Annotated in this window: 23 protein-coding genes; 12 read left to right on the top strand and 11 right to left on the bottom strand. The window is 67.2% G+C overall.

Going from position 1 to position 23009, the window contains the following annotated elements:
* Positions 1 to 27: 27 nt before the first annotated feature.
* Genes DES47_RS19670 through DES47_RS19660 form a run of 3 tightly spaced genes read right to left on the bottom strand, consistent with a single transcriptional unit; the run spans position 28 to position 1708 of the window.
* Positions 28 to 627, bottom strand: a complete 600-nt coding sequence (locus tag DES47_RS19670) for a GNAT family N-acetyltransferase (RefSeq protein ID WP_133702447.1) — start codon at positions 625 to 627, stop codon at positions 28 to 30.
* Positions 624 to 851: a hypothetical protein gene (locus tag DES47_RS19665; RefSeq protein WP_166652082.1), complete on the bottom strand. Its 228-nt coding sequence runs from the start codon at positions 849 to 851 to the stop codon at positions 624 to 626. Before DES47_RS19665 ends, DES47_RS19670 begins: the two co-directional genes overlap by 4 nt.
* A 14-nt stretch (positions 852 to 865) precedes the next feature.
* Entirely contained in the window at positions 866 to 1708 is an 843-nt protein-coding gene (locus tag DES47_RS19660; protein WP_133702446.1) for an AAA family ATPase, read from the bottom strand.
* A 108-nt stretch (positions 1709 to 1816) separates the two neighbouring features.
* On the opposite strand from DES47_RS19660, the gene DES47_RS19655 reads away from it, so the two are divergent.
* The 3 genes from DES47_RS19655 to DES47_RS19645 all read left to right on the top strand — a co-directional run bounded on the left by DES47_RS19655 (position 1817) and on the right by DES47_RS19645 (position 5530).
* Positions 1817 to 2464 carry a c-type cytochrome gene (locus DES47_RS19655; RefSeq protein ID WP_133702445.1) on the top strand — a complete coding sequence of 216 codons (648 nt, stop codon included), beginning with the start codon at positions 1817 to 1819 and terminating at the stop codon, positions 2462 to 2464.
* Positions 2465 to 2602: 138 nt separating this feature from the next.
* Complete coding sequence (locus tag DES47_RS19650) at positions 2603 to 3844, top strand: cyclic di-GMP phosphodiesterase (protein WP_133702444.1); 1242 nt, start codon at positions 2603 to 2605, stop codon at positions 3842 to 3844.
* A gap of 99 nt (positions 3845 to 3943) precedes the next feature.
* Positions 3944 to 5530 (top strand): ABC transporter substrate-binding protein, encoded by a 1587-nt coding sequence (locus tag DES47_RS19645; protein ID WP_133702443.1) that lies wholly within the window; start codon positions 3944 to 3946, stop codon positions 5528 to 5530.
* 63 nt (positions 5531 to 5593) lie between these two features.
* On the opposite strand, the gene DES47_RS19640 is transcribed toward DES47_RS19645, so the two are convergent.
* Together DES47_RS19640 and DES47_RS19635 are read right to left on the bottom strand one after the other, a co-directional pair.
* Positions 5594 to 7558, bottom strand: coding sequence for an ATP-binding protein (locus DES47_RS19640; protein ID WP_133702442.1), 1965 nt, complete (start codon positions 7556 to 7558; stop codon positions 5594 to 5596).
* Between the two features lie 119 nt (positions 7559 to 7677).
* Entirely contained in the window at positions 7678 to 8493 is an 816-nt protein-coding gene (locus DES47_RS19635; RefSeq protein ID WP_133702441.1) for a substrate-binding periplasmic protein, read from the bottom strand.
* 214 nt (positions 8494 to 8707) lie between these two features.
* Between DES47_RS19635 and DES47_RS19630 the strand changes: the two genes are divergently transcribed.
* Genes DES47_RS19630 through DES47_RS19615 form a run of 4 tightly spaced genes read left to right on the top strand, consistent with a single transcriptional unit; the run spans position 8708 to position 12119 of the window.
* A complete protein-coding gene (locus tag DES47_RS19630) occupies positions 8708 to 9628 on the top strand; it encodes a chromate resistance protein ChrB domain-containing protein (RefSeq protein WP_133702440.1) in 921 nt (306 codons plus the stop codon).
* Entirely contained in the window at positions 9625 to 10980 is a 1356-nt protein-coding gene (chrA, locus tag DES47_RS19625; protein ID WP_133702439.1) for a chromate efflux transporter, read from the top strand. Before DES47_RS19630 ends, chrA begins: the two co-directional genes overlap by 4 nt.
* A gap of 9 nt (positions 10981 to 10989) precedes the next feature.
* Complete coding sequence (locus DES47_RS19620; protein ID WP_133702438.1) at positions 10990 to 11670, top strand: rhodanese-like domain-containing protein; 681 nt, start codon at positions 10990 to 10992, stop codon at positions 11668 to 11670.
* Complete coding sequence (locus tag DES47_RS19615; protein ID WP_133702437.1) at positions 11667 to 12119, top strand: chromate resistance protein ChrB domain-containing protein; 453 nt, start codon at positions 11667 to 11669, stop codon at positions 12117 to 12119. Before DES47_RS19620 ends, DES47_RS19615 begins: the two co-directional genes overlap by 4 nt.
* Here DES47_RS19615 and DES47_RS19610 read toward each other — a convergent pair.
* The gene (locus DES47_RS19610; RefSeq protein WP_133702436.1) at positions 12046 to 13026 is read right to left on the bottom strand and encodes a LysR family transcriptional regulator; all 981 of its coding nucleotides are present in this window, start codon (positions 13024 to 13026) and stop codon (positions 12046 to 12048) included. The two genes, DES47_RS19615 and DES47_RS19610, sit on opposite strands and share 74 nt — an antisense overlap.
* A gap of 99 nt (positions 13027 to 13125) precedes the next feature.
* On the opposite strand from DES47_RS19610, the gene DES47_RS19605 reads away from it, so the two are divergent.
* From DES47_RS19605 to DES47_RS19590, 5 genes are all read left to right on the top strand, one after another.
* The gene (locus DES47_RS19605; RefSeq protein WP_133702435.1) at positions 13126 to 13467 is read left to right on the top strand and encodes an HPF/RaiA family ribosome-associated protein; all 342 of its coding nucleotides are present in this window, start codon (positions 13126 to 13128) and stop codon (positions 13465 to 13467) included.
* A 32-nt stretch (positions 13468 to 13499) separates the two neighbouring features.
* The gene (locus tag DES47_RS19600) at positions 13500 to 13925 is read left to right on the top strand and encodes a TerB family tellurite resistance protein (RefSeq protein WP_133702434.1); all 426 of its coding nucleotides are present in this window, start codon (positions 13500 to 13502) and stop codon (positions 13923 to 13925) included.
* A 98-nt stretch (positions 13926 to 14023) separates the two neighbouring features.
* Positions 14024 to 14176 carry a hypothetical protein gene (locus tag DES47_RS28805; protein WP_166652080.1) on the top strand — a complete coding sequence of 51 codons (153 nt, stop codon included), beginning with the start codon at positions 14024 to 14026 and terminating at the stop codon, positions 14174 to 14176.
* Positions 14177 to 14189: 13 nt separating this feature from the next.
* A complete protein-coding gene (locus DES47_RS19595; RefSeq protein WP_133702433.1) occupies positions 14190 to 15182 on the top strand; it encodes a sodium-dependent bicarbonate transport family permease in 993 nt (330 codons plus the stop codon).
* Between the two features lie 49 nt (positions 15183 to 15231).
* Complete coding sequence (locus DES47_RS19590; RefSeq protein WP_133702432.1) at positions 15232 to 16476, top strand: saccharopine dehydrogenase family protein; 1245 nt, start codon at positions 15232 to 15234, stop codon at positions 16474 to 16476.
* On the opposite strand, the gene DES47_RS19585 is transcribed toward DES47_RS19590, so the two are convergent.
* The 5 genes from DES47_RS19585 to DES47_RS19565 form a co-directional block, all read right to left on the bottom strand.
* On the bottom strand, positions 16473 to 17534 hold the full coding sequence (locus DES47_RS19585; RefSeq protein ID WP_133702431.1) for a 6-phosphofructokinase: 1062 nt from the start codon (positions 17532 to 17534) through the stop codon (positions 16473 to 16475). The genes DES47_RS19590 and DES47_RS19585 overlap by 4 nt on opposite strands.
* 5 nt (positions 17535 to 17539) lie before the next feature.
* Positions 17540 to 18418, bottom strand: a complete 879-nt coding sequence (locus DES47_RS19580; RefSeq protein WP_133702430.1) for a substrate-binding periplasmic protein — start codon at positions 18416 to 18418, stop codon at positions 17540 to 17542.
* Positions 18419 to 18517: 99 nt separating this feature from the next.
* Positions 18518 to 20425: a putative bifunctional diguanylate cyclase/phosphodiesterase gene (locus DES47_RS19575; protein WP_133702429.1), complete on the bottom strand. Its 1908-nt coding sequence runs from the start codon at positions 20423 to 20425 to the stop codon at positions 18518 to 18520.
* A 1-nt stretch (position 20426) separates the two neighbouring features.
* Positions 20427 to 20960, bottom strand: coding sequence for a YfiR family protein (locus DES47_RS19570; protein WP_133702428.1), 534 nt, complete (start codon positions 20958 to 20960; stop codon positions 20427 to 20429).
* Positions 20961 to 20962: 2 nt separating this feature from the next.
* Positions 20963 to 22930 (bottom strand): TonB-dependent receptor plug domain-containing protein, encoded by a 1968-nt coding sequence (locus DES47_RS19565; RefSeq protein WP_133702427.1) that lies wholly within the window; start codon positions 22928 to 22930, stop codon positions 20963 to 20965.
* Between the last annotated feature and the right edge of the window lie 79 nt (positions 22931 to 23009).

Here is a 23009-nt window from a genome sequence, read left to right as displayed (position 1 = left end):
TCCGTTGTTGTCTTGGGGCGGCGCAGCTCAGCGGCTGCGCTCCAGTTGAAAGCCCAGATGTGTCCTGACGGTGGGCCATTCGGCCGCGGTGATGCTGTAGACCGCCGTGTCGCGCAGCGTGCCATCGCTGGCGCGCTGGTGGGCACGCAGGATGCCGTCCAGCTGCGCGCCCAGGCGTTCGATGGCGCGGCGGCTGGCGGTGTTGAAACGGTGGGTGCGGAACTCGACGGCAATGCAGCCCAGCGTCTCGAACGCGTGGGTCAGCAGCATCAGCTTGCACTCGGTGTTCAGCGGCGTGCGCTGCACATCGCGGCGGTACCAGGTGGAGCCGATCTCGACGCGACGGTGCGTGGCGTCGATATTCATGAAGGTCGTCATGCCGGCAATGCGGCCGCCGGCATCGAACACGGTGAAGGGCAGCATGGAGCCGGCCGCATGCAGCGTCAGCCGCCGCGCGATCTCGGCCGCCATGCCCTCGGGGCTGGGGATGGCGGTGTACCAGAGCCGCCACAGCTGGCCGTCGTTGACCGCTTCGATCAGCCCGTTCTCATGGGCGGGAGAGAGCGGCTCCAGCCGTCCATGCTGACCGCTCAGCGTCAGCGGCGCGGTGATGGCAGGCAACGTCATTTGTCGACTGACAACAGGCGCCGCGCCACAAGGCGCCCCAGGCCGCAGCCCACGACGATCAGCACCAGGCCGATGATCTGCGGCACGCCGTAGCCGGGGGTGCCGACGAAGTCGAAGCCCAGCAGCACGCCGAGCTGCCAGCCCGCCAGCGCGCCGATCACGAAACCCAGCGCATCGGCCAGGCCTTCCTTGAGCATGCCGCCCGGGGTGTTTTGATTGCTCATGTCGGTGGCTGTGATCAGCGGTTGTGGCGTTGCATGAAGACCAGCTTTTCGAACAGGGTCACGTCTTGCTCATTCTTCAGCAGGGCGCCGAGCAGCGGCGGCAGGGCGACCTTGTCGTCCTTGCTCTGCAGCGCATCGAGCGGAATGTCCTCGGCCACCAGCAGCTTCAGCCAGTCCAGCAGCTCCGAGGTGGAGGGCTTCTTCTTCAGGCCGGGCAGATTGCGCACGTCATAGAAGGTCTTCAGCGCGGCAGCCAGCAGGTCTTTCTTGATGCCGGGGAAGTGCACGTCGACGATGCTCTGCATCGTCGGCGCGTCCGGAAACTTGATGTAGTGGAAGAAGCAGCGGCGCAAAAAGGCGTCCGGCAGCTCCTTCTCGTTGTTCGAGGTGATGAAGACCAGCGGTCTGTGCGTTGCTCGCACCATCTCGCGCGTCTCGTAGACATAGAACTCCATGCGGTCGATCTCGCGCAGCAGATCGTTCGGGAACTCGATGTCGGCCTTGTCGATCTCGTCGATCAGCAGCGCCACCGGCTGGTCGGCCGTGAAGGCCTGCCACAGCACTCCCTTGACGATGTAGTTGTGGATGTCCTTGACCTTTGCGTCACCCAGCTGGCTGTCGCGCAGGCGGCTCACCGCGTCGTACTCGTACAGGCCCTGCTGGGCCTTGGTCGTGCTCTTGATATGCCACTGCAGCAGGGGCATGTCCAGCGCCTGGGCCACTTCCTCGGCCAGCATGGTCTTGCCGGTGCCGGGCTCGCCCTTGACCAGCAGCGGGCGCTTCAAAGTGATGGCGGCATTGACCGCCAGCATCAGGTCGGCGGTGGCAACGTAATTGTCGGAACCTTGAAATTTCATGAGCGGTGTCAAGTCCAGCGGTGTAGCGTTTCAGTATAAGGCGCGAGTCATGTTCGGTTCGCCCGGGTTCTATAATGCGCGCTGGTGACAGATCAGACCCCCAGGACCATGAACAAACTGCTCCAGATAACATCCGCCCTGGCCTTGGCCCTCGGTGCATTGTCCGTGGCCCACGCGCAAGATGCGGTGGCCGGCAAGACCAAGGTGGCCATGTGCATCGGCTGCCACGGCATTCCGGCCTATCAGGCCAGCTTTCCCGAAGTGCACAAGGTGCCGATGATTGCCGGCCAGAACGCCAAATACATCGTGGCATCGCTGCAGGCCTACAACAAGGGCGAGCGCAAGCACCCGACGATGCGCGGCATCGCGCAGTCGATGAGCGAGCAGGACATGGCCGACGTTGCCGCGTTCTACGAGGCCCAGGGCAAGGGCGATGCTGCTCCAGAGTCCGCGCCTGCTGCGTCGGCCAAGGTGGCCGAGTTGCTGACCAAGGGCGCCTGCGCCTCCTGCCACGGCGCCAACTTCAGCAAGCCCATCGACGGTGCCTATCCGAAGATCGCTGGCCAGCATGGCGACTATCTCTACGTCGCACTGAAGGCGTACCAGACCGAGAACAATGCCGTTGTCGGCCGTTCCAACGCCATCATGGCCGGCCAGGTGAAGCAGTTCAATCACACCGAGCTGAAAGCCATCGCCCAGTACCTGGCCTCGCTGCCGGGTGAGGTCAAGACGGTGCCGCAGTCGAAGTTCCGCTGACCGAACGGCGCTTGCGCTGTATCAAGCCGCCCCGTTCCGGGCGGCTTTTTTCATGGGCGGCGTGAATTTATCATTTGCCGCTTGAGCAGCCTGGCTCATACTGGCTCGGGTTCGCAAGCCGGAAGGTGTGCAGGAGTCATGCTCAAAAAGATTGAAAGTCGCCAGCTGCAGCTGGGCATGTTCATCCAGAGCTTCGAGGGTTCCTGGCTGTCGCACCCGTTTTGGAAGACCAAGTTCCTGCTCCGCGACCCGGCCGACCTGGAGGCCATACGCAAGAGCGGCGTGGCGACCTGCTGGATCGATGTGGCCAAGGGGCTGGATGTGGGGGCAAAGCCCGCAGCCGCCGCACCCGTGGCGGCCGCCCAAGCGTCTGAACCTGCGCCAGAAACTCCGGTCGCAACGGCGACCACGTCCAAGCCCAAGCCCCCAGCCGCGGCCGAGCCCAAGGCCTCGATGGGTTCCGAGTTGCAGCGGGCCGCCGGCGTCATCAATCGCTCCCGGCAGCAGGTGGTGGCGCTGTTCGGCGAAGCCCGCCTGGGGCGCTCGGTCAACTCGGAGCAATGCATGACCCTGGTCGAGGGTATCGCCGACTCGGTCAGCCGCAACCCTTCGGCGCTGATCAGCCTTGCGCGCCTGAAGACCAAGGACGACTACACCTATATGCACTCGGTGGCGGTGTGCGCGCTGATGGTGTCGTTGGCGCGTCATCTGAATCTGGGCGAGGAGCAGGTGCGCGAGGCTGGCTTTGCCGGCCTGCTGCACGATATCGGCAAGATGGCCATGCCCGCCGAGGTGCTCAACAAACCGGGCGCGCTGACCGATGCCGAGTACAAGGTCATGCAGTTGCACCCCGAGCGTGGTCATCAGATGCTGATGAGCGGCAGCCAGGTGCTGCCCGGCGCCCTTGATGTGTGCCTGCACCACCACGAGAAGATGGATGGCACCGGCTATCCGCACAAGCTGCCGGGCGATCAGATCAGTCTGCTGGCGCGCATGGGGGCGGTCTGCGACGTCTATGACGCCATCACCTCGACGCGGCCCTACAAGAGTGCCTGGGACCCCGCCGGATCGATCCAGCGCATGGCGCAGTGGAAGGGGCACTTCGACCCGGCCGTGTTCCAGGCTTTCGTCAAGAGCGTGGGCATCTACCCGGTGGGTTCGCTGGTGCGGCTGCAGTCCGGCCGCCTGGCGGTGGTGGCCGAGCAGCACCCGACTTCCCTGGTCACGCCAAGGCTGAAGGTGTTCTTTTCGACCAAATCGCAGATGCCCATTCCGCTGGAAACCCTGGATCTGGCCCAGCCGGGTTGTAACGACCGCATCCTGGGCCGCGAATCGCCCTCCCAATGGGGCTTCCAGAATCTGGACGAACTCTGGCAGTAGCCGGGCAGGCGCTACCTCGTTCAGGATAACCCCGAGACCTTTCCCGGGCACCCGTGCCTACACTCGCGCCACAGTCGCAGCCACACGGAGTTCCTGCCCATGAAATCTCTCTTCAAGCCCGGCATCGTCGGTGCCGCCGTTCTGCTGGCGCTCAGCGTCAATGCGCAGGCGCAAACCCTGCGCTGGTCGTCCCAGGGCGACGCCCAGACCCTGGACCCGCACTCCCAGAACGAGAGTTCGACCAATATGATCAATGGTCAGGTCTACGAGCGCCTGACGCTGCGCGACAAGAATCTGATCATCGGCCCGGGCCTGGCCACCGAGTGGCAACAGGTGACCCCGCTGCTGTGGCGCTTCAAGCTGCGGCCGAACGTGAAGTTCCATGACGGCACCGCCTTCACCGCCGATGACGTGGTGTATTCGATCAACCGCGCCAAGGAGCCGACCTCGCAGATCGCCGTCTATGCCAATGCGCTGGGCGCGCCGCGCAAGGTGGACGACCTGACCGTCGAGTTTGTCTTGACAGCACCCAATCCGATCTTCCTCCAGCATCTGGATTCGATGTGGATGATGAGCAAGAGCTGGAGCGAGAAGAACCGCGTCACCAAGCCGCTGGACTTCAAGGCCAAGGAGGAGTCCTTCGCCGCCACCAATATGAATGGCACGGGGCCCTTCATGCTGGTCAGCCGCGCGCCCGGCATCAAGACCACCTACAAGCGCAATCCCAACTGGTGGGGCACGCCCCAGGGCAATGTGCAGGAGATCGTCTACACCCCGATCGGCAACGATGCCACCCGCCTGGCTGCCCTGGTCTCGGGCGAGCTGGACTTCGTGCTCGACCCCGCGCCGCGCGATGTGCCCCGGCTGCGCAACACCGCCGGCGTGAAGCTGGTCGATGGTGTGGAGAACCGCATCGTCTTCATCGGCATGGACCAGGCCCGCGACAAGCTGCTTTACGGCAACGTGCCCGGCGACAAGAACCCGTTCAAGGACGTGCGCGTGCGCAGGGCGCTCTACCAGGCGGTGGACATCGAGACCATGCGCACCAAGCTGATGAATGGCCAGAGTGCACCGACCGGCGGCCTGACGCCGTCACCGCTGGGCGCCTTCAACGACCCCGAGATCGAGAAGCGCCTGCCCTACGACATGGCCGCCGCGCGCAAGCTGATGGCCGAGGCAGGCTATGCCGACGGCTTCGAGGTGACCCTGGACTGCCCCAACAACCGCTATATCAACGACGAGGAGATCTGCCTGGCGCTGGCCTCGATGTGGGCGCAGCTGAAGGTCAAGGTCAAGGTCGCCGCGCAGCAGCGCGTGACCTACTTCCCCAAGATCGAGAAGCTTGACACCAGCATGTATATGCTGGGCTGGGGCGGCGCCATCACCGATGCCGAGACCACCTTCACGCCGGTGCTGCGCAATCGCGGCGAGAAGGGCGTGGGCTCCTACAACTACGGCAACTCCAAGAACGACAAGTTCGATGCACTGGCGGCACAGTCCAGCGTCGAGCCCGATCCGAAGAAGCGCGAGGAGCTGATACGCGCGGCGCTGCGCGAGTACAAGGACCAGGTCCATGTGATCCCGCTGCACCGTCAGGTGATCCCCTGGGCCGCGCGTACCAATGTCAATGTGGTGCACCGCCCGGACAACTGGTTCGAGGTCTCCTGGGTGACCATCGGCAAGTAGGCCGGGGAACTCGGGAAGTTTGAGAAAAGGGGGCGGCCTGTGGGCCGCCTTTTGCATTTCCGGCTATGCCTGTTCGAGCTCGGCCGGCGCCGCCTGCACCGGCACCACCTGGGGCAGCTTCAGGTAGAAGCTGCAGCCCTCGCCGGGCTGGCTTTTTACCGTGATGCTGCCGCCCAGCACATCGGTCACCAGGTTGTAGACGATGTTCAGGCCCAGGCCGCTGCCGCCCTGGCCCAGCTTGGTGGTGAAGAAGGGGTCGAAGATGCGTTCCAGGTGCTCGGCCGCTATGCCACGGCCGTTGTCGCGCACCTCCAGCTCCACCACATTGGGCGTGGTCACGCGGGCAGAGATCGTCACCGTGCCCTTGAACTTGGCGTCGAAGGCGTGGATGAAGGCGTTGTTGATCAGATTGCTCAGGACCTGACCCAGTGGGCCGGGGTAGCTGTCCATGATGATCTTGGGCGGGATCTGGCACAGCACCTGATGGCCGTAGCGGCGAATCGTCGGCCCCATCGTCAGCACGATCTCGGCCACCGTTTCGTCGAGCGCGAACATGCGGCGGTTGACGCTGGTCTGGTCCACCGCCACCTGCTTGAAGCTGGCCACCAGCTCTGAGGCGCGGCTGAGATTCTTCATCAGGATGTCGGTGCCGGTGCGGGTGTTGCTGATGAAGTTGTCCAGCACCGAACGCCGCAGGCCCTTCTCCGCGCCCTCGGCCAGTTCCTTGCCATGGTGCTGCAGGGTCGAGGCAATCATCACCGCATTGCCGATCGGCGTGTTCAGCTCGTGGGCAATGCCGGCCACCAGCGAGCCCAGTGCGGCCATCTTCTCGGTGCGTATCAGCTCGCTCTGGGCGAGTTGCAGGTTCTCTAGCGCCGCCGTCAGGTCCTTGTTGGCGGTCTCCAGCGCCTGCGTGCGCTCCTGGACGCGCTGCTCCAGCCGGGTGTTGAGCTTGAGCACTTCCTGCTCGTTGTGGCGCTTTTGCGTGATGTCTTCCAGCACCAGGATGATCAGCGTCTCCCGACCCAGATCGACCAACTGGCCCGAGATGTCGCACAGGATGGCGCGCTTGTGCTGGCCGCAGTGCAGCCAGGCCTCGTAGCCGCGCACCTCGCCGTTGTGTTCGATGATGTCCAGCACCGCCTGCTGGTCGGCCGGGTCTTGCCACAGGGCCAGGCCCCGGCCCCTGTGCTCTGGGCTCAGCACCTGCGCGCGCGTGGCGGTGAACTGTCGCTCCCAGGCCTCGTTGACGTCCACCACTGCATAGCCCTGCTCCTTGCGCAGCACCTTCATGGCCACCGGCGAGGCCTGGAAGATGGCGGTGAACTTGGCCTCGGTGGAGCGCAGTGCCTGCTCGGCGCGCAGCCTGTCGTTGAGCTCCTGTTGCAGCTCGGCGTTCTTCACATCGCGGTCGGCGATCAGCCGGGCCAGCTCCTGGCGCATCAGCTCCAGGCTCTGCGCCAGCTTGCCGATCTCGTCTTCGCGTTCCCAGGCCACCGGCTCCCGCAGCTCACCATTGGCCAGGCGCTCGGTGGCGCGCCGCAGCGCCAGCACCGGCCGCATGATGCGACGCTCGAACAGCAGCAGGATCAGCAGGAAGGAGATGCCCACCTGGCCCAGCAAGGCCGCGCCGAGCTTGAGCAGGTCGGTGCGCAGTTCCTGGTCGACGCGCTCGGTGCTGAGCTCCACCGTCACCAGTCCGATGGCGCGGTTCTCCAGGATGATGGGGCGCTCGTCCTTCAGCACGGTGCCGCTGCGACGGTCCAGCACCTCGCTGTGCACGAAGCGGTTGCGGGACTCGTCCTCCACCGTCACGCGCACCACCTCGGGGTTGCGCATCACCGCCTGCACGAAGCGGCTGGCAACCTCCTTGTCGACGTTCCACAGCGGCACCACCAGGGCGCGCGACAGCATGTCGGTGTACTGCGACATCGGCACGCGCACCCGCAGATTGACCTCGCGCTCGTAGCGGTCCACCAGCAGAAAGCGGCCCAGCAGCAGCACCGGCAACAGAATGCCCAATGCCACCCCGAGTATCAGGATTTGTCTGAGAGATAGTTTGCCCAATGGACGCCCTGAGAGATAAGGCCTGCGACGGGCCTGAAGCCTGACAAGGGCGCTGGCTGCGCCTCAACCGCCTGTTGTTCTTATTTGATCTGCTTGCGCCAGAGCTGGATATTCGTTTCCACCAGCTTGACCATCACATTCTGCTTGGCGAACTTGTACATCGCCTTGGCCAACCGGCCACGCATTTCGCCAGTATTGCATGGCGATTTGTGTGCAATCGTCAAGTAGAGATTTTCATTCGTCACGGCAGGGCTGATTGTCTTCAGCCCAGTAATGCCCAGCTTGGCCGCGTAGGCCATGCCCGGGTCTTCTTCATAGATCAGGTAGTTGGAGCGCGACTTTTCCAGCATGCGCAGCGCCTGCTCCAGGCTGGGCACCGTGGAGATTTTCAGCGACTCCTTGGCGTAGCGGTCGAACTCCTCGCCAAAGCTGTTGTTGATCACCGTGACGCCCTGCAGACCGACCAGATCGCTCCATTTGCGGTACTTCAGATGGGCGTCGGCGCGGGTCCAGATCACCGTGCGCGTTTCCTTGAAGGCCGGATACATATAGTCCATGTAGTCCTGGCGGGGAAGAGTGTAGAAGGCGCCTGCGATCAGGTCGATGCGCCCCAGCTTGGCCTCCTCCTGCACGCGGGCCCAGGAGCCGCCGTACCGCACCTCGATCGGAATGCCCAGCTCCTTGGACAGCAGTTGCATCAGATCGGCATTGGCGCCGATCAGTTTGGTCTCGTCCTCCGGGTCGCGCCACAGAAATGGCGGGTACTCCGGGTTGCCGGTGGCCTGCAGCCGCGTGCAGTTCTCGTTGGCGCTGGCACTGGTCGCCAGCGCCAGGGCGACGGCACACAGGCTGAGAAAGCGAAGGCCTGCAAAGCATGAGGTTTTGCTGATGTCCATGGGTTTCCAGCCAGATTGCCCAGATAGGAGCGCCACCAGGCCACGGTGGCAGATGCTAAATATGAAAGCCAACAAGCAGTGTGCAGCGGCGCGCCTACCCTGACAAGTCCGGCAAACGTGGATGAATGGGCGGAACGGCCGGCTGTTTTCGCGCCGATGCGAGCAGTTGAGTAATATGTGTAGCTTAATCTACTAAATGTAGTAAGCTGTACAAATGGACTGCCTGCTGCTCGTCATCTCCCTGCCCACCGAGAACGCCACCGCGCGCATGCGCTGCTGGCGGGCGCTGAAGGCCTGTGGCGCGGCCGTGCTGCGAGATGGTGTCTATCTGATGCCGGACCAGCCGGCCCATGCCGCCACCCTGGCCGCCATCGCCGACGATCTGCGCAAGAGTGGTGGCACGGCCTACCAACTGACGGCGCAGTCCGCCGAGGACGACTTCTGCCCCCTGTTCGATCGCAGCGCCGAGTTTGGCAAGCTGCTGGCCGAGCTGGCCGCTGGCCGCGCCGCACTGGAGTCCGGCGCCCTGGCCGAGGTCCACAAGCTGGCCCGCAAGCTGCGCCGGAGCTTCGAGCAGCTGGTGCAGATCGACTTCTTTCCCGGCGAGGCCCAGCGCCAGGCCGCCGCGGCGCTGCGAGAGCTGGAGCAGCTGCTGTCGCCCGACGAACCGCAGGCGGTGATGCAGGCCATCGCCCTGCTCGATGCCCGCCAATACCAGGGCCGTACCTGGGCCACCCGGCGCCGGCCCTGGGTGGACCGGCTGGCCAGCGCCTGGCTGATACGCCGCCACATCGACCCCAAGGCCCGTTTTCTATGGCTGGAGACACCGGCCGACTGCCCGCTCGATGCCCTGGGTTTTGACTTCGACGGAGCCACTTTCACCCACGTCGGCGCCCGCGTGACCTTCGAGACCCTGCTGGTCAGCTTCGGCTTGGAGACACCGCCGCTGCTGCGTCTGGGCCTCTTGGTGCACAGCCTGGACGCCGGAGGCGTGCAGCCACCCGAGGCCCCGGGCATAGAGCGCGTGCTCGCCGGCATGCGCGAGGCGGTGACCGATGACGATCAGTTGCTGCTGCTGGCCGGCGGCGTGTTCGATGGCCTGCAGGCCGCGTTTCTTCAGGAGCCCAAGGCATGAGCGGTATTGCAGCGACACCTGCGACCAGACCAGAGCCGGTCTCGTTCTGGCAGGCCCTCGCCTTCTGGCTGAAACTTGGCTTCATCAGCTTCGGCGGCCCTGCCGGGCAGATCGCCATCATGCACACCGAGCTGGTCGAGCGCCGACGCTGGATCAGCGAGAAGCGCTTCCTGCATGCGCTCAACTACTGCATGGTGCTGCCCGGTCCCGAGGCCCAGCAGCTGGCCACCTATATCGGCTGGCTGATGCACCGCACGCGCGGCGGCCTGGTGGCCGGCGGACTGTTCGTGCTGCCCTCGCTGTTCATCCTGATCGCGCTGTCCTGGATCTATATCGCCTACGGCCAGCTGCCGGTGGTGGCCGGCCTGTTCTATGGCATCAAGCCGGCGGTGACGGCCCTGGTGCTGCATGCGGCGCACCGCATCGGCACGCGCGCGCTGAAGAACGGCTGGCTGTGGGCCATCGCCGCAGGCGCCTTTGTCGCCATCTTCGCGCTCGATCTGCCGTTCCCGCTGATCGTGCTGGCGGCGGCGCTGATCGGCCACTTCGGCGGGCGGCTCAAACCTCAGATCTTCGTCGTCGGCGGTGGCCATGGCACGGTGCAAAAGAACTATGGCGAGGCGCTGATCGATGACGACACGCCGACGCCCGCGCATGCCCTGTTCACCCGTGCCCGCCTGGCCCGGGTGCTGCTGATCGGCGGAGGCCTGTGGCTGGTGGCGATGGGCCTGTTGCTGGCCCAGTGGGGCTGGCAGGGCACCTTGACGCAAATGGGCTGGTTCTTCACCAAGGCCGCGCTGCTGACCTTTGGCGGCGCCTATGCGGTGCTGCCCTATGTCTACCAGGGTGCGGTCGAGCAGTATCAATGGCTCAATGCGACGCAGATGATCGACGGCCTGGCCCTGGGCGAGACCACGCCCGGCCCGCTGATCATGGTGGTGGCCTTCGTCGGCTTCGTCGGCGGCTGGGTCAAGGCCGTGTTCGGCCCCGACGCGCTGTTCCTGGCCGGCGCTGCTGCGGCCACGGTCGTGACCTTCTTCACCTTCCTGCCGTCCTTCGTCTTCATCCTTGCCGGCGGGCCCCTGATCGAGACCACTCACGGCAATCTGAAGTTCACCGCACCGCTGACGGCCATCACCGCGGCGGTGGTCGGCGTGATCCTGAACCTGGCCCTGTTCTTTGCCTACCACGTGCTGTGGCCGCAGGGCTTTGCCGGCAGTTTTGACTGGCCCTCGGCCCTGATCGCGCTGGCCGCCCTGCTGGCCCTGTTCCGATTCAAGCTGGGCGTGCCGAGCCTGCTGGCCGGCTGCGCGGCGGTCGGCCTGGCCTTCACCCTGTTGTCACCTGTCTGAGGAATCGCCATGAACGCAATCGAGATCCAAGCCCTGAGCGAGGCCAGCCTCGCCTCCGCTGCGCAAGACATGGCCCCGGCCATGGCGCTGGCACTGAGCAGCGCCTTCGGCAGCGTGGCGGGCTGGCGCGAGCAGTATGCGGCCATGAGCGCGGCGCTGGCCGCGCAGCCGGGTTGGACCCTGCTCAGCTTCGTGCCCGCCGAGGGGCGGCTGGTCAATCAGGTGGTGGCCGGGCAGGGCGAAGCACCCACCGGCAGCCTGCCGGTGCTGGCGCTGCAAGGCGCCGGGCCGGCCGAGATCGACCGCATCGACTGGCCCCAGGTCTACGAACGCTACCAGCATGCCGTCCATGCCAGCAGCGACGCCTTCGCCGCCGACCGCAGCGCGGTGGACAGAGCGCTGCTGCTCGATGTGCGCCGCGCCGGCGTGTTCGAGCAGGCGCTGACGATGCTGCCCGGTGCCCGCTGGCAAGACCCGGCCCTGGTGGCCCAATGGGCGGCCGAGTTGCCCGTCGGCCGTGAGGTGCTCGTCTATTGCGTCTATGGCCACGAGGTCGGCCGCTCGACGGCAATGCGGCTGCGCGCGCTGGGCGTCGATGCCCGCTTCCTGCCCGGCGGCATCGATGGCTGGCAGAAAGACGGCCTGCCGGTGCAGCGCAAGCAGGAAACAGCGAATGGAGAGCCATCATGAAGTGGATCACCCGCGAGCGGCCCAAGATAGACCGCATTGCCTGCCCCTGGCTGATCGCCCGCTTCATCGACCGCGAGCCGGAGTTCCTCTACGTGCCCGCCGGTGAGGTGATGGCGCAGGCGCAGCGGCTGGGTGCCGTGCCCTACGACATTCCCGGCGTCGAGATGAGCCATGTCGGCGAGCTGTGCAGCTTCGATGCCTTTCTGGTCAAGTACGGGCTAGACGAACCGGCGCTTCGGCAACTGGCGCTGATCGTGCGCGGCGCCGACACCTCGCGCCTGGACCTGACGCCGCAGTCGGCCGGCCTTTATGCGATCTCGCTGGGCCTGTCGCAACAATTCAGCGACGACCACGAGATGCTGGCCCATGGCCTGGTCATGTATGACGCGCTCTATGCCTGGTGCCTGTCCTGTCAGGGCGAGACGCACCAATGGCCGCCACGCCTTTAGCGTCCGGTGAGTCCGCGGCGGGGCCGGCGCGCGGCGTTAGCAGGCGTTGCACCAGCGGGTGCGAAATCTTCCGCTCGGTGCCGATCGCAAAATACTGCTCCTCGACGCCGTCGCAATGCCCGACCCGCTGCACCTGGTAGCGGTGGACCAGTTCCTCATGCACCAGTTCGGCAGCCGGGAACACCCCCATGCCGCTGGCGCCGAAGGTCTTGAGCAGCGCGCTGTCCTCGAACTCGCCGACCACGCGCGGCCGCACGCCCAGGCGCTCGAACCACAGGTCGATGCGGCCGCGAACCGCGACGTGCGCGGTGGGCAGCAGCACGGGCACCTCGGCCAGCGACTGCGGGAAGCCCCTGCAGGCGGCTTCGAGCAGGCTGGGGCAGGCATACCAGCCCAGCGCGGAGGCGCCCAGCTTGTGGCCGTAAACCTTCAGGTTCGGATGGGCCGGCACGGGCCGGTCGGCCAGCACCACGTCGAGCCGGTGCAGGGCCAGGTCCGCCAGCAGGTCGGCAAACTCGGCCTCATGGCACAGCAGGCGCAGCCGGGGCTCGTGCATCACGGGCTGCATCAGGTGCCGTATGACCAGCTTGGGCAGTCCGTCCGAAATGCCCACCGTCAGCCGCACCGAGGGTGAGCTGACCGCATCACGCACCACGCCAGGCAGTTGCTCGCCGAGCTGGAAGATCAGTTCGGCCTGACGCATGGCCGCCTTGCCTGCCTCGGTCAGCACCAGGCCCCGGCCTGCGGGCTTGAGCAGGCTGTGGCCCAGCGAGCGCTCCAGTTCCCGCACCTGGGTGCTGACGGTCTGCACCGCCATCCCCAGGCGCTCGGCCGCGCGCGAGATGCCGCCCTCATGGGCCACGACCCAGAAGTAGTACAGGTGACGGTAGCTGAAGTCCAAGCTCATATTCCGCTTTTTGGGAAGTGTTGTTCGCTAATTGTCTGCTTTTTTAGTTGGGTGATGAGGTCTATCGTCCGCTCACCGTTCAAGCCTAGGAGTGTGGTCATGCAAGTACTGTTCGAATCCCGCGATCGCGAAGGTCTGGAGCTGCGTGAGCTGGTGCACCGCCGGGTGCAGTTCTCGATGCGCCGCCTGACGTGGCTGGTTTCGCGGGCGCGCGTGCAACTGCTTGATGTCAATGGGCCTCGTGGCGGGGTGGACAAGCGCTGCCAGATCGAACTGCACACCAACGCCTCGGGTCCCCTGGTGCTCAGTGCGGTCGACACGGACTGGCGCAGCGCCCTGGACCGGGTGCTGTCGCGTGCCGTGCACCTGCTGACCCGGCTGTGGCGTCGTCAACGCGAGCACCGGCGGGTCCGCCCGCTGCCTGAACCTTACGGCGACTGAGCCCCCGAAGCCCAATCAAGGAGAGATCTCTCATGCGCAGCTATACCCGCAACAGTCCTCAAGCCGCCGCCCGCATCGTCGCGCTGGCGCTGGTCGCCGACGAACACCTGGGCAAGGCCGAACTCGACGTGCTGGCCCGTCTCAACGCACCCGGTCGTTTGGGTCTGGCGCCCAGCGAGCTCCACGACATCGTGCACGCCCTGTGCGAAGACCTGCTCATCACCGCTCACCTAAGTCGGGCCGATGCCTGTCGCATCGATCCGCGCACGCTGTCCACGCTGCTGGCCGAGATCGACGACCCGGCGTTGCGACTGACGGTGCTGCAGCTGTGCGTGGCCGTGGTCGAGGCAGATGCGCATGTCTCGGACGGCGAGTCCATCGTGCTGGTGGCAGCGGTCGAGCAATGGGGCCTGCAGCACGCCATGTTCGAGGCCGCCGCAGCGCCCCTCCCGCATTGAGGACCGGGGCCTCGTCCTCAACATCGCCCCCGCCCATGCCACCCACTTCCACCGCTGCTGACCGGAGACTCAAGTCTTGGATCCCCTGATCGCCCTTCTTGACCTGCCGTTTCCGGGCCAACCACCCCTGGCTGTGGCTGGCCTTCGCCGCCTTCGTCACGGCGCTGCTGATTGCCGATGGCGTGATCTTCTCGCTGTGGAAGACGCAGGCCGGGCCGACGCTTCCGGTCAGGCCGGCGAATCCTGTCTGATGGGGCCGCATTGATGCAGAGCCTGCTTGACCCCGCGATCCTGTTCTTCGTCTTCGGCATGCTGGCCGGATTGGTGAAATCGAACCTCGAGATTCCCGCACCGATCTCGCGCTTTCTGTCGCTCTATCTGCTGATGGCCCTGGGCCTGAAGGGCGGCTTCGCGCTGGCCAGGTCGGGGCTGACGCCCGAGGTGCTGGTCAGCCTGGCCTGTGCCCTGGTCATGGCGGTGGTGGTGCCGGCCCTGGGCTACCTGTTGCTGCGCCGCTTCCTGTCCGGATTCGACGCCGCAGCCATCGCCGCCACCTATGGCTCGGTCAGCGCCGTGACCTTCATCACCGCCGTGCAGTACCTCGACAACCATGGCATTGCCTTCGGCGGTCATATGGCAGCGGCGATGGCGCTGATGGAGTCGCCGGCCATACTGATGGCCGTGCTGCTGTCCAACCTCGTGCGCCAGCGCCAGGCCGCCAGCGCGCCGGCCGGGGCCCACCCGCCCGTCACACAAGCCGGTGGCGTGTCGATGCGCAAGGTGCTGCATGAGTCCTTCACCGACGGCGCCCAGCTGCTGCTGCTCGGCGCCATGGCTGTGGGCCTGCTGACCGGCGAGGCCGGGCAGAGCGCCATGCAACCGTTCTCGGTCGATTTGTTCAAGGGCATGCTGGCCTTCTTCCTGCTCGACATGGGCCTGATGGCCTCGCGCAATCTGGGCGAGCTCCGCGGCAAGTCGCCCTGGCTGCTGGCCTACGCGCTGGGCGGGCCGCTGGTCCATGCGACGCTGGCCCTGGCCCTGGCCTGGGCCGTGGGCATGAGCCCGGGTGACGGCGCGCTGCTGGTGGTGCTGGCCGCCAGCGCCTCCTACATCGCCGTGCCGGCGGTGGTGCGCCAGGCCATTCCCGAAGCCCAGCCATCGCTGTATTTCGGCATGTCACTGGGGCTGACGTTCCCGTTCAACATCCTGATCGGCATTCCGTTGTACGTCAGCGCGGCCCAGCAATTGTTGCGCTGAGCCGGCTCCGCAGCCCCGTAAGATCGGGCCAACACAGGCAGGAGGGTGCATGGCCGGGAAACCGCGAAGCTACGAGGTCGTGCTCTACGGCGCCAGCGGCTTTGTCGGCCGCCAGACGGTGGCCTATTTTGCCGAGCACGCGCCGACCGGCCTGCGCTGGGCCCTGGCGGGCCGCGACGAGGTGAAGCTGCGGCAGGTGCGCGAGGCCTGCGGCCCCGGCGCCGCGGCGGCCGGCCTCATCGTGGCCGACGCGCAGGACGCGGCGGCGCTGAACGCCCTGGCGGCGCAGACGCGCGTGGTGCTCAGCACCGCCGGGCCATTCGCGCTGCACGGTTCGGCCCTGGTGGCCGCCTGCGTCGAGCAGCGCACCCACTATGTGGACATCACCGGCGAGACCCCCTGGGTGCGCGGCCTGATCGACCGGCATCACGACCGTGCCGCCCGCGATGGCACACGCATCATCCCCTGCTGCGGCTTCGACTCGGTGCCCTCCGATCTGGGCGCCTGGCTGGTCGCCCATGCGATCCAGCTGCGCTTCGGCGAGTCCTGCGTCAGCGTCAAGGCCTGCCATGCGTTGCGCGGCGGGCTCAACGGCGGCACCCTGGCCTCCGCCCTGAACATGATGGATGAGGGCCAGAGCAAGCTCTTTGCCCAGCCCTTCCTGCTCAATCCCGAAGGCAGCGCGCCGCCGGCCGCGGCCGGGCAGGGCGATCCGATCGCGCCGTACCATGACGCCGACTTCGGCGCCTGGCTCGGCCCCTTCGTGATGGGCCCGATCAACACGCGCGTGGTGCGGCGCAGTGCCGCGCTGCTCGCGGCGTCAGGCGACACGGCCTATGCGGCCGACTTCAGCTACCAGGAGTATCTGCGCTACGGCAAGGGGCCGGCCGCGGCGCTGACGGCCGGCGGCGTGACCTTGGGCCTCGGTGTCGGCATGGCGGCACTGCGCTTGCCGCCTTTGCGCGCGCTCGCACGGCGGCTAGGCCCCGGCCCTGGCAGCGGCCCGTCCGAGCGCAGCATGGACGGCGGCTCCTTCCGATGCGAGCTGATCGGCAGAAGCGTCGGCGGCCACCGGCTGCGCGGCCGCGTGGCCGGCCAGGGTGACCCGGGCAATCGCGCGACCACGCGCTTTGTCTGCGAGGCCGCGCTGGCCTTGGCGCTCGATGGCGCCGATCTGCCTGGCGGTGCAATGTACGGCGGGGTGCTGACCCCGGCCAGCGGCCTGGGCGAGGTGCTGGCCCGGCGCTTGCGCGCGGCCGGCATGACGCTGGAGGTCGCGCCCGACAGACGCTAGACCCCCAATGAAATGCCCAGCCCGCGCGCCGCCGCCAGCAGCTCGTGGTCGGCGGGCACCGGCCGGCTGCAGCCGGCGACGGTCTCCAGCGGCACGCTGACGATCTCGGCCCCGGCGAGCGCCACCATGCAGCCCCATTCACGGCGCAGCACTCGCTGTGCGGCGGCATAGCCGAAACGGGTGGCCAGCACGCGGTCGAACGGCGTGGGCGAGCCGCCGCGCTGCACATGGCCCAAGAGAGTGGAGCGCACCTCGCTCTGGACCAGTGGCTGCAGCTGCTGCGCCAGCACCGCACCGACCCCGCCCAGGCGCAGCGGGTCGGGGCTGTCGGCCAAGGTGCGGGCCACCGTCAAGCCACCGCCCTGCGCCTTGGCGCCCTCGGCGATGCAGATCAGCGTGTAGCCCTGGCTCGCCTCACGTTGGCGGCAGACCTCGGCCACCGCCTCCAGCCGGTAGGGCAACTCGGGCAGCAGGATGACCTGGGCGCCGCCGGCCAGGCCGCCCTCCAGTGCAATCCAGCCCGCATAGCGGCCCATGGTCTCGACAATCATCACGCGGCCGTGGCTGCGCGCGGTGGTGTCCAGCCTGTCCAGCGCCTCGGCCACCACCGCCACGGCGCTGTCGAAACCGAAGCTGCGTTCGTTGTGGCAGATGTCGTTGTCTATGGTCTTGGGCACGCCGACCACCGGCAGGCCCAGCGCGGCGAAGCGTTGGGCAATGGTCATCGTGCCGTCGCCGCCTATGGCCACCAGCGCGTCCAGCCCGAGCTCGCGCACATAGGCCATCGCCTGGGCCGACACATCGGCGCCGCCCGCACCGAAATAGTGAAAGGGGTCGCAGCGGTTGTGCGTGCCCAGCATGGTGCCGCCCTGAGCCAGGATGCCGGCCACGGCCGCTTCGTCCAGCTTGACGACGTCCCGGGTCAGCAGGCCCAGAAAGCCGCGCCGGATGCCGGTGACCCGGGCCGCGCCCTGGTTCAGCAGGGCCAGGGTCACGGCGCGTATCACCGCGTTGAGGCCGGGGCAGTCGCCGCCGCCGGTCAGGATGCCTATGTGCATGGGATTCAGGGGGCTTGTCCGGCAAGTTGGGTGGCGGGCAGCAGCATGCCGCGTGCCTCGGCCGGCGGCACATAGCGCAGCAACAGCCGCTCCACCGTGCCATCGCGGCTGAGCTGGTCGGTCAGCCGGCGCCAGCGCTGTGCCTGTTCGGCTGTGAAGGTCTCCTTGCTCAGCGCCAGATTGACGAGGGAGGACTTCTCTTCGGCGTCCCAGCGCGTGGTGGCAAAGCGCTCCTGCAGCTCCTCGGCCTGCAGATAGTGGCGATAGACCATGGGGTAGGAAAACATCGCGTGGATCTGGCCGGCACGCAGCTTGGCAAACAGCGCCGGCTGATCCACCACCTCCAGCACGCGCTGCTCGGCCCTGAGGGCATCGATCATGGCCTGATCGGTAGCCTGATGCTGGTAGCCGCGCACCACACCCAGCACCCAGCCCGGGCGCGCGATGAAGGCGCTGCGCGAGCTCCCTTCGGGCAGCAGCTCGCGGGGCAGCAGGGTCAGGCTCTGCATCTGCATCAAGGGGTGCAACCAGCTATAGCTGGCCCTATCGTCCGAATGCAGGGCCGACAGGGTCATGTCCAACCGGCCGGCGCGCAGCTCGATCCAGATGCGCGCCCGCGCCATGGTCTCGAAGCTGAAGCTGCAGCCGCTGCGCTTTTGCAGTTCGGCGACGATGTCGCGATCCAGGCCGGCACCCTGCCTGGCGCCGCGTGGCAACGAATGGAAGGGGCCGAGCTCGTACAGGCCCACGCGTATCGGCCGCTCGGGGCAGCTGGGCTGGGCCGGCGCGGCCAATGCCGCCGCGGCCTGAAGCGACAGGACTGCCGCCAGCCAGCGCAGCGCCCGCCGCCACAGGCGGCCCAGGACAGAGGGCGGTCGCATCATGAGTCGCACGGTTGTTACTGCCCGGCCGGGACTTGTTGCTGGTGTGCCTCATTGTTGGCATGGTGGCCGCCGCTTGGCAAGCACAGTCAAGCGGAGTGCCTACTTGCGCGCCGGCTCCGGCTCGCCGTACCAGGCCTGCCAGGTCTGCACGTGCACCCGCTCGCCATGGGCGTGGCGGCGCAGCAACTCCTGCATCTGGTCCGGGCGCAGCGGGCGCGACAGGCCGAAGCCCTGGAAGGCGTCGCAGCCCATCTCGACCAGGCACTGGCGGTCGGCCTCGGTCTCCACGCCCTCGGCGACCACCTGCATATGCATCGCATGGGCGACGCGGATGATGGAGTCCACCAGCAGCCGGCCGTCGGGGCTGTCTGCCAGGCCATTGACGAACAGCCGGTCGATCTTCAGCTTGCGGCAGCGCATGCGGCGCAGATAGGCCAGCGAGCTGTAGCCGGTGCCGAAGTCGTCGATGGCCAGCACATAGCCCAGGCTCAGCAGGGTCATGACAATGGAGTCGGGCTTGTCCAGGTCCTCGAACACCGAGGACTCGGTCAGCTCGAACTCCAGGGCGGCCGGGCCCAGGCCCAGATCCAGCAGGGCCTGCAGGAACTGTTCGCGGTGGTGGGCCCGCCGGCACTGGCGCGAAGACAGATTCAGGGCCACCGGCGGGCAGCTCAGCCCGGCCGCATGGCAGGCGTCGATGTCACGCCGCAGCACGCGCAGCGCATGCAGGCCCAGCCCGACGATCAGGCCCGAAGACTCGGCCACCGGTATGAACTCGACCGGCGAGATCCAGCCGCGCTGCGCATGCCGCCAGCGCGACAGCGCCTCGACGCTGATCAGGCGGCCCTGGGCGTCGAACAACGGCTGATAGGCCAGCTCCAGCTCGCCGGCGGCCAGCGCGTCGCGCAGGTCCTGCTCCAGGCGCAGTCGCGAGCGCACCGCCTCGCCGATCTCGGGCGAGAACAGCTGCATGCCGTCCTTGCCCTGGCGCTTGGCGTGGTACATGGCCGCATCCGCGCACTGCATGGCCTCGGCAGGGGTGCTGGCATCGCGCGGCACCAGGGTCACGCCGACCGAAACGCTGATGCGCAGCCACTCGTCCTCGCGGGCAATCGGCTGCGGCACGGCCTGCACCACCTGGCCGGCGACCAGGCGCGCCAGGGTTTCGTCCACCGGGGCGGCCAGCAGCATCGCGAACTCGTCGCCGGCCAGGCGTGCCACCGTGTCGCCCGGGCGTTGCAGATTGCGCAGACGCTCGGCCACCGTCTGCAGCACCAGGTCGCCGGCGGCATGGCCGTGGTTGTCATTGATCTGCTTGAAGTTGTCCAGGTCGATGAACAGCAGGGCCAGGCCCTGGCCCGGACGCTGGCAGCGCTGCACGGCCCGCTCCAGGCTCAGGCGGAAGGACTCGCGATTGGGCAGGTCGGTCAGCGCGTCATTCAGCGCCAGGTAGCGGGTGCGCCGCTCGGCCTCGCGCACATTGGCGCGCAGCCGGTGCGAGCCCATCCAGGCCAGGCCCATGGCCGCCACCAGCAGGCCCGCGGCCACGCCGACGAAGCGCAGCAGGTCTAGCCAGATGCTCTCCCGGCTGGCCTGCACGAGCAGCTGGGCGACGACGAGCTGATTGGCCTGCACCGGCGCCGAGACCTCCTCCTGCCCGGCGATGCGCTGCAGCCACGAGTCCTTGCCCTGCATCCGCCGGTAGCTGCTCAATGCCCGCCCGGACGGCAGGCGAAGCGTCGCCGTCGTCACCTCCGGGGCGTCCTCGAAGGCGCCGAGGATCTCGGCGGCGTCTTCGCGGTTGTCGAAGACCACCGCCGCCGATGCCGTGCGGGCGACCAGATTGACCTGGGTCTGCAGGTCCTCGCGGAAGCGCTGGCTGAGGCTCAGGTATTGCACGCCGGTCAGCAGCAGCGCAAAGGTCAGCAGCGCGCCGATGGCCAGCATCGCCTCGCGATGCCGGTCGAACAGTCGTTGCAAGCCAGTCCAGAAGTGCGTGCGGTCCATCTCAGCTTCTTTGCACGAAACGCGCCAGACGCAGCAGCTTGGTGCTGAACTCCAGGCCGGCACGATGAGCCGAGGCCAGGCCGATATCGAACACCACGCGCCCGTCCTCGATCTGCAGATTCAGCATCACCCCCTTGCCCAGCATGGCCGGCGCGTCCGATACGAGCAGCAGCGCACGGCCGGCCTGCTGCAGCGGCCCGGCGTCGTTGCCCGGGCCCAGCAGCGCGGCATGGCAGGTCGAGGCCTGGTCGGCGCGCAGGCGGCGCGGTTCCAGTGCATGGCCATTGATGGTACGGCCGGCCAGGCCCAGCAGGGCGGTGGCCAGCGGGCTGTCTTCGAGCAGGCACAGGCTCAGCGGCTGGCCCGGCCGAAGCTGGCCGGCCGGCCATTCGATGAACAGCATGGCGCGGAACACGATCTGCGCCTTCAGCTCGGCCAGCGCCTGGGCCGACAGCGGGGCCGCCCACAGACCCGCCAGCAGCGCCCAGCACCATGCCAGGCGGCTAGCTCGATGACGGTTCAAGGCTGGGCGCATGCTCAGAATCGGTACTGCCAGTCCAGATGCAGCGAGCGCCCGGGCCGGGGCAGCAGCATCGGGCGCGTCTCCGGCGGCGCGGTGTCAAAGCCCCTGCTGCCGCCCAGGTTCAGCACCCGCAGGGCCAGGTCTTGCCTTGCCCAGCCGGTGAAGCGCAGCACGGCATTGACCTCCATCAGCGCCGGCGCCCTGGCGCGGTCGATCCGCGCGTCCATGGCCTGCCACTCGGTGGCCAGCGTCCAGTGCGGCGCCAGCGGAGCGATCACATGGCCCTTGAACAGCCAGCGCGGCGAGTTCGTCAGGCGCTCGCCGCGGCGGCGCGCGTCGGCCAGCGACAGGCTGGCGCGCCACAGCCAGCCCGAGTCGCGGCGCTGTTCCAGGCTCAGGTCCAGGCCGCGGGTGTTGACCGCGGCGAGGTTGTCATAGCGGCCCACGTCCTCCAGGCCGCTGACGGGCACCAGCTCTATCATGTCGCGCATGCGCATGGTGTAGAGGTTCAGGCTCAGCGCGAGATCGTGGCTCAGCGCGCGCTCCCAGGCCAGCTCCAGCGTGCCCAACTGCTCCGGGCGCAGATCGGGATGGGCCTGCTGCGACACGTCGCCGTCGGAGTAGAAGCGCTCGCTCAGATTGGCCGGGCGGAAGGCGCGGCCGGCCATCAGCTTGATCGACTCGTACTGCTGCGGCCTATAGACCAGGGCGAGGCGCGGCGACCATTGCGAGCCCCATTCGGCGACACTGTCCAGGCGCAGGCCGGTGGTCAGCTGCCAATGCTCGGACAGCTGCCAGAGATCCTGCATGAACAGGCCCAGCTGTCGGCTCGACTCATTGCTGTCCAGCAGCAGGGCATGGGGCTGCTCGTCATAGTTGCGCTGCAGGCCCTTGGGCACCACGCGGGCCTCGGTGCCCATCATCAGCTCGTGGTTGAGCCAGCCGCGCCAATGGGCGCGCAGGTCCAGGCCGACCCATTGCGCCACTGCCTCGTCGCGGTTGATCAGCGGTTGGTCCGGCGTTTCGCCCTCGAACACATAGCGGCCGTAGAAGCCGCTGTGCGCCATCGACAGGCGCAGGCTGCGCCGCCAGTCGCCGTCGCCAAAGCCCTCGTCATAGGCCAGCTCGCCATAGAGGTAGTGATCGCGGTAGTCGGTGCCTGATGCGCCGGGCACGCTGCCATAGGGAGCCGTGGCAACGGCCTTGCTGCGCACCATGCTGGCGCCGGAGAAGCGCCAGTCGCCGCGCCGGTATTTGATGAAGGCGCTGGCGTAGGACATGCCGTCCAGCCCGCGCACCCGGTCATCGGGCAGGCCCAGGCCGGGCAGCTGCAGATCCTCGCCGCGGCTGCGCTGCACATTCAGGCCCAGGAACAGATCACCGCCGCCCAGCGCGGCATTGCCGTACTGCAGCATCGCGCGGCGCTCGCCGAAGGAGCCCAGCGAGCCCTTGAGCCGCAGGCCGGGGGCATCGGCGCCGTCCAGGGTCACCAGGTTGATGACGCCGAACAGGGCATTGCCGCCATAGATCGACGAGCCGGGCCCATGGACCAGCTCGACGCGCTTGATCCAGTCGGCCACCAGCGGGAACTCGAACTCGGGCAGGGCCTGGTCATAGATCGCGTCGTTGACGCGAAAGCCGTCGATGGCCATCAGCATGCGGCCGTTGTAGTCGCCCGGCCGGTTGAAGCCACGCATGCCGACGCTGGAGTAGCTGCGCGAGTTGGTGATGTAGATGCCCGGCAGGCGGCTCATCATGTCGGCCACCGTCACATGGCCCAGCGCGGCCGCCTCCTTGTGGCCCAGCACGCTGACCGCGGCGGGCGCATCGAGCAGGCTTTGCGCATAGCGCGAGGGGCCTTGCACCTCCTGGCGCAGCAGCGCTTCGAGCGACAAGCCATCGTCCGCCCGTGCCCCCCAGGGGCCGAGCAGCAGCAGGCCCGCGAAGGCGCGAAACGGCCTGACCCAACAACATGTTTTCATGTATCCGCCTGTGACCGTATCAGGAAATCTATCGGTCCAGGCCGCGCCAACTTGATATGGCGGGCCGAGATACAAGCTG

Origin of the sequence: Roseateles toxinivorans (assembly GCF_004362525.1) — a bacterium.
Taxonomy (GTDB): Bacteria; Pseudomonadota; Gammaproteobacteria; order Burkholderiales; family Burkholderiaceae_C; genus Paucibacter; species Paucibacter toxinivorans.
Note: the sequence above shows the minus strand (reverse complement) of the source record. Positions and strands in the feature narration are given on the sequence as shown.

Coding starts and splice junctions, on each gene's coding strand:
- DES47_RS19670 (WP_133702447.1), bottom strand. CDS start 627: ATGACGTTGCCTGCCATCACCGCGCCGCTGACGCTGAGCGGTCAGCAT.
- DES47_RS19665 (WP_166652082.1), bottom strand. CDS start 851: ATGAGCAATCAAAACACCCCGGGCGGCATGCTCAAGGAAGGCCTGGCC.
- DES47_RS19660 (WP_133702446.1), bottom strand. CDS start 1,708: ATGAAATTTCAAGGTTCCGACAATTACGTTGCCACCGCCGACCTGATG.
- DES47_RS19655 (WP_133702445.1), top strand. CDS start 1,817: ATGAACAAACTGCTCCAGATAACATCCGCCCTGGCCTTGGCCCTCGGT.
- DES47_RS19650 (WP_133702444.1), top strand. CDS start 2,603: ATGCTCAAAAAGATTGAAAGTCGCCAGCTGCAGCTGGGCATGTTCATC.
- DES47_RS19645 (WP_133702443.1), top strand. CDS start 3,944: ATGAAATCTCTCTTCAAGCCCGGCATCGTCGGTGCCGCCGTTCTGCTG.
- DES47_RS19635 (WP_133702441.1), bottom strand. CDS start 8,493: ATGGACATCAGCAAAACCTCATGCTTTGCAGGCCTTCGCTTTCTCAGC.
- DES47_RS19630 (WP_133702440.1), top strand. CDS start 8,708: ATGGACTGCCTGCTGCTCGTCATCTCCCTGCCCACCGAGAACGCCACC.
- chrA (WP_133702439.1), top strand. CDS start 9,625: ATGAGCGGTATTGCAGCGACACCTGCGACCAGACCAGAGCCGGTCTCG.
- DES47_RS19620 (WP_133702438.1), top strand. CDS start 10,990: ATGAACGCAATCGAGATCCAAGCCCTGAGCGAGGCCAGCCTCGCCTCC.
- DES47_RS19615 (WP_133702437.1), top strand. CDS start 11,667: ATGAAGTGGATCACCCGCGAGCGGCCCAAGATAGACCGCATTGCCTGC.
- DES47_RS19610 (WP_133702436.1), bottom strand. CDS start 13,026: ATGAGCTTGGACTTCAGCTACCGTCACCTGTACTACTTCTGGGTCGTG.
- DES47_RS19605 (WP_133702435.1), top strand. CDS start 13,126: ATGCAAGTACTGTTCGAATCCCGCGATCGCGAAGGTCTGGAGCTGCGT.
- DES47_RS19600 (WP_133702434.1), top strand. CDS start 13,500: ATGCGCAGCTATACCCGCAACAGTCCTCAAGCCGCCGCCCGCATCGTC.
- DES47_RS19595 (WP_133702433.1), top strand. CDS start 14,190: ATGCAGAGCCTGCTTGACCCCGCGATCCTGTTCTTCGTCTTCGGCATG.
- DES47_RS19590 (WP_133702432.1), top strand. CDS start 15,232: ATGGCCGGGAAACCGCGAAGCTACGAGGTCGTGCTCTACGGCGCCAGC.
- DES47_RS19585 (WP_133702431.1), bottom strand. CDS start 17,534: ATGCACATAGGCATCCTGACCGGCGGCGGCGACTGCCCCGGCCTCAAC.
- DES47_RS19580 (WP_133702430.1), bottom strand. CDS start 18,418: ATGATGCGACCGCCCTCTGTCCTGGGCCGCCTGTGGCGGCGGGCGCTG.
- DES47_RS19575 (WP_133702429.1), bottom strand. CDS start 20,425: ATGGACCGCACGCACTTCTGGACTGGCTTGCAACGACTGTTCGACCGG.
- DES47_RS19570 (WP_133702428.1), bottom strand. CDS start 20,960: ATGCGCCCAGCCTTGAACCGTCATCGAGCTAGCCGCCTGGCATGGTGC.
- DES47_RS19565 (WP_133702427.1), bottom strand. CDS start 22,930: ATGAAAACATGTTGTTGGGTCAGGCCGTTTCGCGCCTTCGCGGGCCTG.